The 15,249-nt window shown below is 62.9% G+C and carries 14 protein-coding genes; 2 read left to right on the top strand and 12 right to left on the bottom strand.

The features are described 5' to 3' along the window. Positions 1 to 76: 76 nt before the first annotated feature. The 4 genes from EEQ99_RS20570 to osmF form a co-directional block, all read right to left on the bottom strand. A complete protein-coding gene (locus tag EEQ99_RS20570) occupies positions 77 to 826 on the bottom strand; it encodes an ABC transporter permease (protein WP_127430999.1) in 750 nt (249 codons plus the stop codon). Continuing rightward, complete coding sequence (locus tag EEQ99_RS20565) at positions 823 to 1,767, bottom strand: ABC transporter ATP-binding protein (protein ID WP_127430998.1); 945 nt, start codon at positions 1,765 to 1,767, stop codon at positions 823 to 825. Before EEQ99_RS20565 ends, EEQ99_RS20570 begins: the two co-directional genes overlap by 4 nt. After that, positions 1,764 to 2,930, bottom strand: coding sequence for an ABC transporter permease (locus tag EEQ99_RS20560; RefSeq protein ID WP_127430997.1), 1,167 nt, complete (start codon positions 2,928 to 2,930; stop codon positions 1,764 to 1,766). Before EEQ99_RS20560 ends, EEQ99_RS20565 begins: the two co-directional genes overlap by 4 nt. An 85-nt stretch (positions 2,931 to 3,015) precedes the next feature. Then, a complete protein-coding gene (gene osmF / locus EEQ99_RS20555) occupies positions 3,016 to 3,924 on the bottom strand; it encodes a glycine betaine ABC transporter substrate-binding protein OsmF (RefSeq protein ID WP_028756619.1) in 909 nt (302 codons plus the stop codon). Positions 3,925 to 4,344: 420 nt separating this feature from the next. Between osmF and EEQ99_RS20545 the strand changes: the two genes are divergently transcribed. Next, a complete protein-coding gene (locus EEQ99_RS20545) occupies positions 4,345 to 5,589 on the top strand; it encodes a LysR family transcriptional regulator (protein WP_127430996.1) in 1,245 nt (414 codons plus the stop codon). Further along, complete coding sequence (locus tag EEQ99_RS20540; RefSeq protein WP_127430995.1) at positions 5,586 to 6,311, top strand: copper homeostasis protein CutC; 726 nt, start codon at positions 5,586 to 5,588, stop codon at positions 6,309 to 6,311. Before EEQ99_RS20545 ends, EEQ99_RS20540 begins: the two co-directional genes overlap by 4 nt. 71 nt (positions 6,312 to 6,382) lie before the next feature. On the opposite strand, the gene EEQ99_RS20535 is transcribed toward EEQ99_RS20540, so the two are convergent. The 8 genes from EEQ99_RS20535 to EEQ99_RS20495 all read right to left on the bottom strand — a co-directional run bounded on the left by EEQ99_RS20535 (position 6,383) and on the right by EEQ99_RS20495 (position 15,144). After that, positions 6,383 to 6,760 carry a hypothetical protein gene (locus EEQ99_RS20535; protein ID WP_028756616.1) on the bottom strand — a complete coding sequence of 126 codons (378 nt, stop codon included), beginning with the start codon at positions 6,758 to 6,760 and terminating at the stop codon, positions 6,383 to 6,385. Positions 6,761 to 7,130: 370 nt separating this feature from the next. Further along, the gene (locus EEQ99_RS20525; protein WP_127430994.1) at positions 7,131 to 8,150 is read right to left on the bottom strand and encodes a zinc-binding alcohol dehydrogenase family protein; all 1,020 of its coding nucleotides are present in this window, start codon (positions 8,148 to 8,150) and stop codon (positions 7,131 to 7,133) included. A 63-nt stretch (positions 8,151 to 8,213) separates the two neighbouring features. Next, positions 8,214 to 9,188 (bottom strand): ABC transporter permease, encoded by a 975-nt coding sequence (locus EEQ99_RS20520; protein ID WP_028757718.1) that lies wholly within the window; start codon positions 9,186 to 9,188, stop codon positions 8,214 to 8,216. 27 nt (positions 9,189 to 9,215) lie between these two features. Beyond that, entirely contained in the window at positions 9,216 to 10,769 is a 1,554-nt protein-coding gene (locus tag EEQ99_RS20515) for a sugar ABC transporter ATP-binding protein (protein ID WP_048338242.1), read from the bottom strand. A 104-nt stretch (positions 10,770 to 10,873) separates the two neighbouring features. Continuing rightward, complete coding sequence (locus tag EEQ99_RS20510; protein ID WP_048338243.1) at positions 10,874 to 11,863, bottom strand: ABC transporter substrate-binding protein; 990 nt, start codon at positions 11,861 to 11,863, stop codon at positions 10,874 to 10,876. A 208-nt stretch (positions 11,864 to 12,071) separates the two neighbouring features. After that, positions 12,072 to 12,518, bottom strand: a complete 447-nt coding sequence (locus EEQ99_RS20505) for an RbsD/FucU family protein (RefSeq protein WP_048338244.1) — start codon at positions 12,516 to 12,518, stop codon at positions 12,072 to 12,074. 9 nt (positions 12,519 to 12,527) lie between these two features. Beyond that, positions 12,528 to 13,547, bottom strand: coding sequence for an aldo/keto reductase (locus EEQ99_RS20500; protein ID WP_127430993.1), 1,020 nt, complete (start codon positions 13,545 to 13,547; stop codon positions 12,528 to 12,530). Positions 13,548 to 13,641: 94 nt separating this feature from the next. Next, on the bottom strand, positions 13,642 to 15,144 hold the full coding sequence (locus tag EEQ99_RS20495) for a UxaA family hydrolase (RefSeq protein ID WP_048338246.1): 1,503 nt from the start codon (positions 15,142 to 15,144) through the stop codon (positions 13,642 to 13,644). Between the last annotated feature and the right edge of the window lie 105 nt (positions 15,145 to 15,249).

Raw genomic sequence — 15,249 nt, 5'->3', positions numbered from 1 at the left:
TGCCTCCCATTCCACGACGGCGCCGCGCGTCTTTTCAGACGCGCAAAGGACGCTGTGGCACTTGGTACCCGTCCCTTTACGCCGGGCGCAAGCCGATTCTTCGGGTGATCGCCGCTTCGACGAGGCCCATGGCGTCATAGATCAGCACCGCCATCAGGCCGACGATCAGGCCGCCCTGCAGAATGAAGGCGGTATTGTCTGAAATCAGCCCGGCGATGATCACCTCGCCGAGACCCTTTGCCGCAACCGTCGAGCCGATCGTCGCCGTGCCGATATTGATGACGGTCGCAACCTTCAGCCCTTCGAGGATCAGCGGCAGGGCAAGCGGCAGCTCGACGCGAAACAGCCGCTGCATGCCGTTCATGCCCATGCCGTCGGCGGCATCGAGCACCTGCGGCGAAACCTGTTTCAAGCCGGCGACGGTGTTTTCGAAGATCGGCAGCAGGCCGTAAAGAAAGAGCGCAATCAGCGTCGGCATGGCGCCGAAGCCGGTGGCGGGAACGGCGAGCGCCAGCACCGCGACCGGCGGAAAGGTCTGCCCGGCATTGGCGATGGCGCGCGACAGCGGCAGGAAGTCAGCCCCGCTTTCCCGCGTCACGAAAATGCCGCCGACAACGGCAAGCACGGCGCTGCAGACAATCGAGCCGATCACCAGTTGCAGATGGCCGACGGCCAGCGAGGCAAGGCTGTTCTGCGTATAGACGGCGGGCGCATTGTTGTTGGTCAACGGCGTGAGCAGGAAGGAAAGCCACTCCGTCCTGAACAGCAGGATCAACAGCAGGGCGAGCGCCGCCAGGCGGAAGAGGTTGGCGACGAGGAGTTTCATGCCTTGCGGCCCAGTTCGAGAAGCCGGCTCATCGAGATCGACCCGACAGCCGCCTTCTCGCCGTTCTCAACGGCCGCCTCGTCGACCCCCTGCCAGATCATTTCGGCCAGCGCATCACGCAGGCTGAGCGACTGCGGCAGGGCATAGGCGAGACCGCTTTTTGCCGGCGCCATGCTTTCCTTGAGCGGCAGCAGCGACATCAGCTTCAGCGCCCGGTCGGAGGTGCCGGTCAATTGCTGCACGAAGGGATCGGCCGGTTCAGTGAGGATCTTTTCCGGCGTCGAGCATTGCAGCAATCGGCCCTGACTCATGACAGCGATCTGGTTGCCGAGATGGAAGGCCTCGTCCATGTCGTGGGTGACGAGAATGATCGTCGTGCCGAACTGCTTCTGGATCGCCAGCAGATCGTCCTGCGCCTTGCCGCGGATGACTGGGTCGAGCGCTCCGAAGGGTTCGTCCATCAACAGCAGTTCCGGCTCGGCCGCCAGCGCCCGGGCGACGCCGACACGCTGCTGCTGGCCGCCGGAAAGCTGGTGCGGGTATTTGTCGGCGAAGGTCGCCGGATCGAGGTTGAAAAGCCCGAGCAGTTCCTCGACCCGTTTGGCGATGCGGGCGGAATCCCAATCGAGGAGCTGCGGGACGGTGGCGATATTCTGCGCCACGGTGCGGTGCGGAAACAGGCCGTGGCCCTGGATGGCATAACCGATCTTGCGGCGAAGCTCGGTCACCTCAACGTCCACGACATTCTGCCCGCCGACGAAGATCTGACCTTCGGTGATCGGCACCAGCCGGTTGATCATCCGCATCAGCGTCGATTTGCCCGAGCCCGAGGTGCCGACGATGACGGTGATCTCACCCTTCTCGACGTTCATCGAGACATTGTCGACGACGGTGGCCGTGCCGTAGCGCTTGGTGACGTTCCTGATCTCGATCATGCTCATGCGGCGGATCCCCGGATGCTGTCGATGACCGCATCGAGGATGACGGCCGATGAGAAGGCGAAGAAGACGGTCGGCACGGCGCCGAGCAGGACGAGGTCCATGGCCGTCTGGCCGAGCCCCTGGAAGATGAAGATGCCGAAGCCGCCGCCGCCGATCAGCGCGGCGATCGTCACCATGCCGATCGCCTGCACCAGCACGATGCGGATGCCGGTGAGGATGACGGGGAAGGCGAGCGGCATGTCGATGCGGGTCAGGATCTGCAAGCGCGTCAGTCCCATGCCGGCGGCCGCGTCGCGTACCGCGGGGTCGACGCCCTGCAGGCCGACGACGGTGTTGGCGACGATCGGCAGCAGCGAATAGAGCACCAGTGCGATCAATGCCGGCGCCGTGCCGATGCCGCGGATGCCGATGGCAGCGGCCAGCGGCACATGGGTGGCGAGATAACCGAGCGGCAGCATCAGCAGGCCGAAGAGCGCCAGACTCGGGATCGTCTGGATGAGGCTCAGCCCCTGCAGCACGATGGCCCGCAGCTTCGGCACCCAGAAGCAGAGGATGCCGAGCGGCAGGCCGAGAATGATGGCGATGGCGAGCGAGCCGAAGGCCAGCAGCAGATGCGAAATCGCCTCGGTCTCGAATTGCGCAGCCCGTGTGGAAAATTCCTTCATGATCGAAAGGCTGTCGAGCAGGCCTGACGTGAGCGAGAGGAACAGCAGCGCCGTATAGGCCGCAAGGGCTGCGACCCGCATCCACGGCGCCAGCCGGATTTTGACAAGCGCATCTGATATCACGAGCCCGATGACGGCAAACAGCACCCAGAAGCCGCCGCCGGGCGTCATGCGCGCCACCGTGCTGCCGGACGGCGTCGCCGCCGCCGAGACGAGCCCGATCGCAACGATCAGCGCCGCAAGGCAGAGTGTCGCGACCGTAAGCCGGGCGAGCGCGTTGGTGAGCAGCAGCGCGGCGAAAGCGGTGAGAAGGAGAAGCACGGTCAGGATGATGACGGAAGGCTGGGGAAGAAGCTGCGTGAGCAGCATCGGCTTGCCGGCGGCGATACGGTTCGCCTTCACATAGATGAAGGGCATCAGTGCCGTCGCCGCAATGCCGCCGGCCACCAGAACCACGCCGAGCCGGTCCAGCCTGCGGACCGCTGAGGTTTCTTCCATCAATTCAACCCTGTCTGCCAACCTGTCCGCTCAATCCTATCAGCAAAGGGAGGCTCCGCCCGAAATCGGGCGGAGCGAGCGATGACTATTTCAGGAAGCCTTTTTCCTTGAGATAGGCTTCGGCGACGGACTTTGCCGGCTCGCCGTCGACCTGGATCTTGGCGTTGAGCTTGCGCAATTCGTCGGCGGTCAGGCTCTTGAAGATCGGCGAGAGCACCTCTTCGATCTTCGGATTGGCCTTCAGCACCTCTTCGCGGATGATCGGCGTCGGCGCATAGACCTGCTGCACGTTCTTGTCGTCTTCGAGAACGGTTAGTTCGGCCGCTTCGATCGCGCCGTCGGTGCCGTAGACCATCGCGGTATTGACGCCGTTCGTCTGGTCGGCGGCCGCCTTGATCGTCGCCGCCGTATCGCCGCCGGAGAGAACGACGGTCTGGTCGGGCTTCAGCTGGAAGCCATAGGTCGTCTGGAAGGCGGGAAGCGCACCGGCCGAATTGACGAATTCGGCGGAGGCGGCAAGTTTGGCGGCACCGCCGCCGGCAACCCATTTGCCGAAGTCCGTCAGGCTCTTCAGCTTGTTCGGTTGGGCGACATCATTGCGCACGGCGAGCGCCCAGGTGTTGTTGGCAGGCGACGGCGTCAGCCAGACGATCTTGTTGGCGTCGTAATCGAGCTTCTTCGCCAGCTCATAGCCCTGGTCGATGTTCTTCCAGGCGGCGTCATCCGCCTTGTTGAAGAAGAAGCCGGCATTGCCGGTATATTCCGGATAGATGTCGATTTCGCCGGCGGTGATCGCCTTGCGCACGACCGGTGTCGCGCCGAGCGCGATGCGGTCCTGCGTCTTGATGCCGTTGGCTTCGAGCGCGAGCGCGATGACGTTGCCGAGCAGCGTGCCTTCGGTGTCGATCTTCGACGAGACGACGACGTCGGCGGCCTGGGCCGCACCCACCGCGAAGGCGGAGAGCGAGACGGCAAGTGCGAGTTTCTTCAGCATGGAATATCCCCTGTGTTAACACCGTTGAATGAGGCTCAAGCCCTTGGCGGTAGGCTTGCGCGCAGAAGATCCGCCGGCGAGGGCGACGAGGCCGCCATCATGCCGGAATTGCGTGCGTCATGGAAATAGCGTGCCCACCCGAAAAATCGATGCAAGCCCCCTCCAGTATTTGCGGTCGCGGCACGATTATGGCGGCGAATGCACCTCCACGCGCGGAAACGCATTCCCTTTTCCAAGGCCGGCGCGATTTGTTTTTGTCCCCTTGCGTGTTTCCACGATGCTCCGGTGCTCTTTCACGGTTTCCCGGCGCCCGGATTTTTTATGACGGAAACGATAGCCCGCCTATTCTGAGGCAGGGATATCTTTTTTCATGAACACATCATATCGTCCGGTTTTTTCAGCGCTTTCCGGAGGTGGCCATTGCATCTTGGTGCCCTGTTCATTGCAAGCCATGTGCTGACATCCGGCTCGGTGCGCGAGACCGCGCGCCGCTTCCAGCTGTCACCCTCCACTGTCTCCACCGCAATCCATAATCTCGAGACCGAACTGGCGATAAAACTGACCGAGCGCGCCTCCGGCGAGCTGGTGACGCTGATTGCGAGCGGCAGGGTGCTGGACGGGCTGGAGCCGATCATGGCTGCGATTGCCGAGCTCGGCCAACTGACCGGCCATGACGGCGCCGCCGAGGCCTACGAGACCTGGGCATCCCGCATCCCCGTCAAGATCGTCACCATGGAGCGTTTTTTGGAAGTGGCCGACCAGGGCAGCATCAACCGGGCCGCCCGCCGGCTTCGCTTGGGTCAGCCACAGCTTTCACTGCAGCTTGCCAATCTTGAGAAATTTCTGGGTGCTCGGCTGTTCGAGCGGCAGGCGCAGGGCTCGGTGCTGACGGAAGAGGGCAGGCGCGCCTATCAGATTTTCATGGCGATCAGCCAGGCATGGAACGACCTGAAATCGTCGGCCGACGAGCGTTACCGACGCACCGCCCGATCGCTGCGCATCGGCTCGATCATCCCGACCGGCTCGGAAAGCTGGGTGGCGCGCTGCCTGGGCGTGCTGGTCTCCGAATGGAATGCCCGTCGCAACAATAATGCGATCTCGCTGGTGTCGATGACCGCCGACGATCTGCGCGAGGCGCTGAAGAACGGTCGCATCGACGTGGCGATCCTGGACTCGGTCTTCGGCCTCGAAAGCTTCCGGCATCGCGAATTGCTGCAGACCGACATGGTGGTGATCGCGCCACCTGACAGCACCGAGATGAGCGTCGCCGATCTCGTCGCCGGCCATGCGATCTGCATGCCGAGCCCACGCACCGGCCTCGGCCATGCGGCCATGGCCTTCAGCTACGAGCGCGCGCCCAACCGGCGCCTGTGCGGCCAGGATATCACCGCGGCGGATTCGCTGCCTGTGATCGTCGACCTCGTCGCCAATCACGGCTATGTCTCCTTCCTCGGTCGGGTCAGCGCCCTGCCGATCGCCGACAAGGTGCGCATCGTCGATCTCGACGTGCACCTGCCGATGTCCTATCACGTCGCTTTCAACCATCGCAAAGCCGCCGCCGATGCCTGCACCGTCATCATCGAGGCGGCGGCGAGAATTACGTCGGAAACCGTCGCGCAAACCAAAAGGCAGGCGGACGCCGGAGCCAGGGAGACTGCAGCGTGACCATCTTGCTCGAAGTGTGCGTCGACAGCGCCGAAGGCCTTGCCAGCGCGATCGAAGGCGGCGCCGGCCGCATCGAACTCTGCTCGGCGTTGGAACTCGGCGGGCTGACGCCGCTACCGAGCCTGATGCGGATCGCCGCCCGCGCGCCCATTCCGGTCTATGCGATGATCCGCCCGCATGCCGGTCCCTTCATCTTCGACAAGGCGGACGAAGAAGCGATGATGATCGATATCGACGCGGTGCGCACAGCAGGCCTCGCCGGCGTCGTCATCGGCGCCAACCGGCCGGACGGGACGCTCGACATGCCGCTGATCCACCGCTTGAAGGCGCATGCGGCCGGCCTCGGCTCGACGCTGCACCGCGCTTTCGATCTGGTGCCGGATGCCGATCAGGCGTTGGAGCAGGCGGTCGAACTCGGCTGCGAACGCATCCTGACCTCCGGCTGCGCGCTGAAGGCCACCGACGGCCTCGAGACGCTGAAGCGCATTTCGGCCAAGGCTGCCGGCCGCATCTCGATCATGCCCGGCAGCGGCATCCGCCCGGCAAATGTCGGGGAGATCCTGCAGGCGACCGGCGCCCGCGAGGTCCACGGCTCCTGCAGTTCACCGGTCGAAAGCGCCGATCCGCGCGCGGTGGCCTTCGGGTTTGAGGCGAAAAGCACGAACAAGACGGATGTCGCGGTTGTGAGGGAGATGCGCAGGGCGATCGAGGCGGTAGGTTAGAATTTGTAGCCCGCGCCAGCATCGAGACAGCCCTTCATCCCATCGGCGTGAGGGACAGCAAAGACGGCCCATCACTCGCGATCGTGCACGACGCCCATGATATCGCCCCTGCGGGAGACGCTCACCAGGAGATCGTCCCCGTCTCGCCATGCTCGGATCAGATATCGTTCACCCACGTCCTTCACATCTCTGACGCGGTAACCACGTCTCTCAAGGAGGCGAACCGCATCGTCCGGGCCGAAATTGTCCCGACCCGAGCGCCATCCGCTTCGCTGGTCGTGGTGGTGATTCCATCGCTGCAGAAAATCCGTTTCCGTCTGGTTATCGTCAGGATCGGAATAGAACTCCGATCCCTGGCCTTCCTGGATGACCACCTGCGCGCGGGCCGGCACCGCAAGTGGCATTGTCAGCGCCGCAGCCATTGCCAAGGAAGCAATTCGCATTTTCATCGCTCGACCCTTTCCATCACTCAATCGACGAAGATCTGCCGGCTATCCGGCGGCCCCCACTTATGGACACTTCCGCATTCGTCTGTGTGCTTTTTGATTGAGAAATGTTGCGCGACATCTTGCGCGCCGGTTGGAGGCGAAGAGTACCAACAAAACGGATGTCGCCGTTGCGAGGGAGATGCGCAGGGCGATCGAGGTGGCCGCAGGATAACGGCGCGTGGGGACAGGGGGCCCCATTTTGTCGATTGCACCCCGTTTCGTCATCCTCCGCTCAAGGCCGAGGATGACGAGTGTGGGGGGAACCTACGCAGCAAGTACGGCGAACATGACAAAATAAGCGCCTAACTCTGCAGGACTTTTCCGACGCTGCCTAACCCCCGATACTGATGACAGCCTTGATCAACCCATTCTTCTCATGCGCCCAGCGGGCGAGATCGCGCGGCGCGTCGGCAAGCGTCGTGCGGTGGGTGATGAGTTTCTCCACCGGCACGAGGCCTTTGGCGATCGAATCCGCGACATGCTCGAAATCGACGCGGGTGGCGTTGCGGCTGCCGATCACCATCATCTCGCGCTTGTGGAATTCGGGATCGGAGAAGCGGATATCGTCCTTGACGACGCTGACCAGCACCAGCGCGCCGCCATGAGCGACGAAGGAGAAGGCCTTTTCCATCGAAGGGCCGTAACCCGTCGCATCGAAGACCACGTCGAAGCCGTCGCCGTTGGTTTTGGCGCGAACGCTCTCCGCTGCCGCCTCGTTGGCAACGATGCCGGAGGTGAAGCCGAAGCGCTCCGAGGCCATCTGCAGCCGCTCGGTGCTGGTATCGAGCAGCGTCACCTCATGTCCTGCGATGCGCGAGAAGATCGCCGCCCCGAGCCCGATCGGCCCGGCGCCGATGACGAGCGCCCGCGCACCGGGGCCGGTCATCGAACGGCGCACCGCATGGGCGCCGATCGCCAGGAACTCGGTCGTTGCCGCCGCCTCGAGGCTCAGGCCCTTGGCGGGATAGAGATTGCCCGATGGAACCGAAATCTCCTCGCAGAAGGCGCCGTCGGTATGGACGCCGAGCACCTTGATGTTGGTGCAGCAATTCGGCTTGCCCTGACGGCAGGCGACACATTGCCCGCAGGAGAGATAGGGATTGACGATGACGGGCGTGCCGACCGCGATCGCCACACCGTCGCCCGCTTCCAGCACCGTCGCCGAGATCTCATGCCCCATCACCCGGGGATATTCGAGGAAGGGGTGTTTGCCCTCGAAGATGTGGTAGTCGGTGCCGCAGATGCCGACATGGCTGACGGCAAGCCGCACCCAGCCGGCGGCGGGAGCCGCTGGCGAAGGACGCTCGACGATATCGAGCACGCCGGGCTCCCGGCAAAGAACTGCTTTCATGACGGGTCTCGCATTCCTTGAATGGAAGAAGCCGGCTCGTTCAAGCCGGCTGTCTCATGTCGCTCAATTGCTCCGGCGGCGGCGCAGCTGGTCGAAGAACACGATCACGATGATCAGCAGACCGGTGATGATGCGCTGCCAGAAGGAGTTGACGTTCAGAAGGTTCGCGCCGTTGTTGATGGTGGCGAGAATGAAAGCGCCGATCAGCGGCCCGTGCACCGAGCCGACCGCGCCGAACAGGCTGGTGCCGCCGATGACGGACGAGGCAATCGCCTGCAGTTCCCAGCCGTCGGCCTGCGTTGCATTGCCGATGGCGATGCGCGAGGCAAGCAGCACGCCGACGAAGGCGGCGAAGGAGGCCGAGAGGATATAGGCAAGATAGATCATGCCCTTGACGTTGACGCCGGAAAGGCGCGCCGCCTCGGCGTTCGAACCGACCGCGAAGAGATAGCGGCCCCAACGGCTCAGATGCAGGAAGATGAAGGAGGGGACCGCCACCAGGATGACCATCCAGAACAGGCTCGGAATACTGAGCAGATCGGCGCGGGCGAAATTGCTGAAGCCCTCATTGGTGATGTTGATCGTCGAACCGTTGGTGATCAGCAGGCCGATGCCGCGCAGCGATGTCAGGGTTGCCAGCGTGATGATGAACGGCGGCAGGCCCATATGAACGATGCCGAAGCCATGGAAGGCGCCGATCGCCACGCCGATGGCGAGCGTCAGCGCGATCGCCCCCCAGAGCGGCACGCCGGCCTGCAGCAGCCAGGCGATGATGACGGTGCAGAAGCCGACGATGGCGCCAACCGAAAGATCGATGCCGGCGGTGATGATGACGAAGGTCTGTCCGAGTGCGAGGATCGCCGTCATCGCGCCCTGACGCAGCAGGTTCGAAATGTTGAGCGGCGTCCAGAAGCTCGGGGTGACGACGCCGAGCACGATCCAGAGGAAGATCAGCAGGCCGATCAGCGTCAGGCCGAACAGGATGTTCATTTTCCGGCGCGGCGGCGGTGCGACGATTTCAGTGGGGGTGGCAGTCATGAATTTTCTCCCTCTTATTCTTTTGGCTCAGACGCCGATCGCTTCGCTGAGCACTTCTTCATGCGTCGCCGCGTGGAAATCATGGCTGGCGACGATTTTGCCGGCGCGGAAGACGTGCAGCCGGTCAGCCAGTTCGTAGACTTCGGGCAGGTAGGAAGAGATCAGGATGATGCCCGCGCCGTCCTTCAGAAGCTTGGCGAAGAGCCGGTAGATTTCCGCCTTGGTGCCGACGTCGACGCCGACAGTCGGTTCGTCGAAGATGAAGAGCCGGGCGCCATGGCTCAGCCATTTGCCGATGACGATCTTCTGCTGGTTGCCGCCCGACATGCTGGAGGCCGGAACGCGCCGGCTCGGCGTCTTGATGCTGAGATCGCGGATCTGCTTGTCGGCATTGGCCGACTCGCGCGCATGGTTGATCACAGGTCCGTGGCTCAGCCGTCCGAACACCGGCAGATTGATGTTGAGGCCGATCGGCAGGTTGAGGCAGAGCCCTTGGTCGCGCCGGCTTTCCGGCGCCAGCGCAATGCCGAGCTCCATGGCGGTGCGTTCGTTCTTGATGTCGACGCGCTTGCCCATCCACTGGATATCGCCTGATGTCGTCGGCTGGCGTCCATAGAGCCCGAGCGCGAATTCGCTGCGCCCGGCGCCGATCAGGCCGTAGAGCCCGACGATCTGGCCCGCCTTGACGCTCAGCGACACATCTTCGAAGCCCGGACCGGAAAGGCCGTTGACGGCAAGGATCGTCTCGCCGATCGCAATCTCTTCCTTGTGGTAGATCTGTTCGATCGAGCGGTTGATCATCAGCGCGATCAGCTCGGCATCGTTGGTCTCGCCGATCAGGCGCGTGCCGACATGCGTGCCGTCGCGCAGCACCGAGACACGGTCGGCAAGTTCGAAGACTTCTTCCATGCGGTGGCTGATATAGACGATGGTGACGCCTTCGCCCTGCAGGCGGCGGATCAGCTTGAAGAGCTGCGCCGATTCCTGGCGGGTGAGATAGGCGGTGGGTTCGTCGAAGATCAGGAACTGCGTGCCGCGCATTGCCGCGCGCGCCGTTGCCACCAGCTGCTGCTGGCCGATCGTCAGCGAGCTCAACAGCGCACCGGCCGGCAGGCCGAAGCCGAGATCGTCGAGCACGGCCTGCGCCATCTTCTCCATCTGCTTCTTGCGCATCAGGCCGTAGCGGTTGACCTCGTCGCCGAGGAAGAGATTGGCGGCGACCGTCAGGTGCCGGCAGAGCACGACTTCCTGGTGGACGGCATTGATGCCGCGGGCGATCGCCTCGTTCGGCGTCGACAGCCCCACCGGCTGGCCGCACCACAGCACTTCGCCGGCCGTGCGGGTGATGACGCCGGTCAGTAATTTGATCAGGGTGGATTTGCCGGCGCCGTTTTCGCCGACGATGGCGTGGATTTCGCCGGCGAGGAAGGTCAGCGTCGCTGGCTTCAGCGCCTGCACATGACCGTAATTCTTCTGCAGGCCCTTGAGTTCGAGGATAGGCGATCCGGCGGGAATTCGATTGGCTTCTTTCAGCGTCGCGCTGTCATCATGGCGATGACTGACCTCTTCCAGTCCGATCATGGACCTCTCCTCCTTGTGTCACGTCTGCTCCACCCCCGGTAACCATACCATGGATGGAAAAGGCCGCGCCGGTTTTTGAAGCCGGCGCGGCCTGTCTGTCTTTGTTACTTGATCTTCGGGTTCAGCAGTGCGTCGATCTTCGGATCGGCCATATTCGCCTTGGTGACGAGGTTTGCGCCGGTGTCGACATTGGCTTCGACCTTCTCGCCCTTGGAGACGGCAAGAGCGGTCTTCACGCCGTCATAACCCATGCGGTAGGGGTCCTGAACGACGAGGCCGGCAATCGCACCATCCTTGAGGAAGCCGACCGTCTTGTCGTCGCTATCGAAGCCGATGACCTTGATCTTGTCGCCGAGCTTGTTTTCAGCAATCGCCTGGCCGACGCCCTGCGCCATGATCAGGTTCGAGGCGAAGATGCCGACGAGGTTCGGGTTTGCCGTGATCAGGTCGGTCATCATGTTGAGGCCGGTCGTTGCCTGGCCATCGCCGTACTTGTCGGCAATCACCTTCAGGCCGGGATACTTGGTCTTTACCTGATCCAGGAAGCCTTCGCGGCGCTGTTCCAGCGAGCCGACGCCCGGAAGATTGGTGAGGATGACGATTTCGCCCTCTTCCTTGCCGGTGGCGCCCTTGATGGCGGCGGCAAGACCGTCGGCGGCGATGCGGCCGCCCTGAACGTTGTCGGTCGTCAGGAACGACTTGAACGCCTTGGAGTCGGCAGCGGAGTCAATGCCGATGATCGGAACCGACTTGGCGGCTTCATCGATCGGCTTGCCGAGCGCCTTGAATTCGGTCGGCGAAATGACGACGGCGGCCGGCTTGCCGGCAACAGCATTCTCCAGAATGCTGATCTGGCCGTTGACGTCGGATTCGGCCTGTGCGCCGAGTTCCGGCACGTTGACGCCGAGATCCTTGCCAGCCTTGCGCGCGCCGGCCAGAACGATCTGCCAGTAGAAGGACGTCGTGTCCTTGACGATGATCGGGATCGTCACGTCGGCGGCAAACGACGTTGCCGGCATCGCCGTGGCGATGACCGCGGCACCCGCAAGCGCCGTAAAGGCGCGACGGGACAGAAGGGATTTCACGATACTCATAAGGGTTCTCCTCTCAGGGTGCGTTCTCCTCCGAATAAATCGGCCGCTGAACGCAGGCGGACGATTTTTATCGATAAAAAACATTTGCAGGGAGAAGCTAGCCGAGGCGCAATCAAATTGCAAGTGCGTCAATCTGGCTTTTTTGCTTTGCTAAACTCCACCCAAGCAACTGATTTTATTCCAATAGTACGATACCCTAAAATAGGGTTCAGGCCAGATCAACCTCATGCGGATGGACGACACCCTTTTTCAAAATCAGGTTACCGTACAGCCGGAATTCCGTCGTCGCGACGATATAGGTGGCCTTGCGGGCCATCGCGTAGAAGGCAAAGCGCTCCACCGGCACGATGCGGAAATCGCCGGCACGCCTGGACACGATCTGCTGGAACTCGGCGCAGACTTCGGGCATCGCATCGGGATCGCCCACCACTTCCATCCGCCACGCCGTTTCCGGCACGAAAGTATCGAGCGGCATATGGGTGAGGATCGCCTCGGCCATGTCAGTGGCGCTGACGCCGTCGGCGCGAATGACGGGCGGGCCCATCGAGCCCGAGGGAAAATTGGCGTCCGCTATGACGATGTCGTCACCATGTCCCATCGTCTTCAGCGCATGAAGCAGGTCGGGGCCGAGCAATGGATGAATACCCTTGAGCATAATGTCTCCTCAGACCCGCACCGCTTCGGCGCCGAGCGGCGGCGCGACCAGCGTATAGGGCTCGAATTCCCCGTAGATCTCGTCGGTAAGCCGCGGCTCGACGATCTCCATGTTGCGCTTCAGGCTCGAAGCCTTGGCCGTGCCGATCAGCACCGATGCGACGACCGGATCGCGCAGCGGAAACTGCAGGGCGGGAGCCGCGAGCGGCACCCCATGGCTTTTGGCGATCGCCTCCATGGCGCCGACCTTGGCAAGCACATCGTCGGTTGCCGGCATATAATCGAAATGCGAGCCCGGCACCGGGCCGGTGGCGAGAATGCCGGAATTGAAGACGCCGCCGACGACGAGCGACGTGCCCTTCTGCCGGCAGAGCGGCAGGAGTTCGGCAACGGCCGAACGGTCGAGCAGCGTATAACGGCCGGCAAGCAGGATGCAGTCGAGATCGGCATGGTGCATGACGTCGAGGCAGACGGGCACTTCGTTGACGCCGAGGCCGAAGGCGGAGATCGCGCCCGAGGATTTGAGTTCCTCCAGCGCCTTCACGCCGGAATCGAGAAACTGCTTCTGGTGGACCGCATTCTTCGCCGCGCCATGCGTATAGACGCCGATATCGTGCACATAGAGAATGTCGATGCGGTTGAGGCCGAGGCGTGCATAGCTGAATTCGACCGAGCGCATGATGCCGTCATAGGAATAGTCGTAATCGGCGTCGAAGGAGAGCGGATCGACATAGCTGTAATCGGGCACGGTGCCGGTCGGCACCGGCCGCAGCAGCCGGCCGACCTTGGTGGAAAGCACGTAGCTGCCATCCGGCTGGTCGCGCAGGAAATCGCCGACCCGCCGTTCGGCGAGACCCAGCCCATACCAGGGCGCGACGTCGAAATAGCGGATGCCGCTATCCCAGGCCGCCTGCAGCGTGTCCATCGCCTGCTCGCGCGGGCAGGCACGGTAGAGACCGCCGAGAGCTGCCGCGCCGAAACTGATTTCGGTCACCTCCAGCTTGGTCTTGCCGATCTTTCTCGTCTTCATCATTCCTCCTCGCGAAGAAGCTGAAACTGTCTATCCGGAGCAATCCCGGGAAAAGTGTGAAGCTGTTTTCCAAGGGCTTGCGTAAAACAAAAAGCTAGAGCGTTGCGCCCAGATGCCAGGGCACGAATTCGTTATCGCCGTAGCCGAAGAGCTCGCTCTTCGTCTTCTTGCCCGAAGCCGTATCGACGATGAGGTCGAAGATTTCGCGGCCCTTGCCGCTGATCGTCGCGTCGCCGGTGGCGATGGTGCCGCAATCGATGTCCATGTCCTCTTCCATCGACGCATAGAGCGCCGAATTGCTGGAAAGCTTCAGGGACGGTGCCGGCCGGCAGCCGAAGCAGCTGCCGCGGCCCGTGGTAAAGGCGATCATATTCGCCCCGCCGGCCACCTGGCCGGTCGCCGAGACCGGGTCGTAGCCGGGGGTGTCCATGAAGACGAGCCCGGGGGCCGTGACCCGCTCGGCATAACCATAGACCGCCGTCAGCGGCGAGCGCCCACCCTTGGCAACCGCGCCGAGTGACTTCTCCAGAATGGTGGTCAACCCGCCGCGCTTGTTGCCGGGCGACGGGTTGTTGTCGAGCGAGGCGCCGTGCAGAGCGACATAATCCTCCCACCAGGCGATTTTCTCGTCGAGCTTCTTTGCCACCTCGTCGCTGACGGCGCGGCTGCGCAAAAGGTGCTCCGCACCATAGATTTCCGAAGTCTCCGACAGGATCGCCGTGCCGCCGGCCGCCGCCAGGAGGTCGGCTGCGACACCCAGCGCCGGATTGGCGGTGATGCCGGAAAAGCCGTCCGAGCCGCCGCATTGCAGGCCGATGATGATCTCGCTCACCGACATCGGCACGCGCTTTTCCTTGCCGACATCGGCAGCGATCTCGCGCAGCATACCCATGGCCCGCTCGACCGCGCGGCGGGAACCGCCGGCATCCTGAATATTGAAATGCCGCTTCGAAGCGCCCGCACCGCTCTGGCCGTACAGCGTCAGCTGGTTGACCTCGCAGCCGAGGCCGATCATCAGCACGCCGCCGAAATTCACATGCCTGGTATAGCCGGCGAGCGTCCGGTGCAGCACGTTCATGCCGTCGCCGGTCGAACTCATGCCGCAGCCCTGGTCATGCACGATCGGCACGAAACCGTCGATGCCCTCATAATGCGGCAAGATCGTCCGGTTCGCCTCGTCGGCGATCGCCCGGCAGACCGTGGTGGAACAGTTCACGCTGGCGATGATGCCGATATAGTTGCGGGTCGCCGCCCGCCCGTCGGCGCGGCGGTAACCCATGAAGGTGCGCGCCTTGTCGTCGGCCGTCGCCGTCTCCGGCGCCGAATTGGCGGTCGCCGCCAGCCGGTCGTTTTCGAAATGCAGGTTGTGGCTGTGCACATGGTCGCCGGCCCTGACCTCTTCAGTGGTGCGGCCGATCGCCTGTCCGTATTTCACCACGGGCGACCCGAGCGGAATATCCGCTATCGCCACCTTGTGGCCGGGGTCGATCTTCTGACGGGCTTCGATGCCGGCAACCGTCGAACCCGGCGCGATTGCCGCCGTTGCGACCGCGACATTGTCTCCGGCCGAAAGGATGATCCAAGGCAGTTTGTCCAATTTATTCTCCCTGGGAAACACTCGCTGCATCGGCGAATGCGCATTGATTTTGTTTTTTATCTACAATAAACATTTTCAAGTCAACGGGAATATTGATCCTGTGGA

This window comes from Rhizobium anhuiense, assembly GCF_003985145.1.
Lineage (GTDB): Bacteria > Pseudomonadota > Alphaproteobacteria > Rhizobiales > Rhizobiaceae > Rhizobium > Rhizobium anhuiense.
The sequence above is the reverse complement of the archived record's forward strand: the minus strand, read 5'-3'. Positions and strand labels throughout refer to the sequence as shown.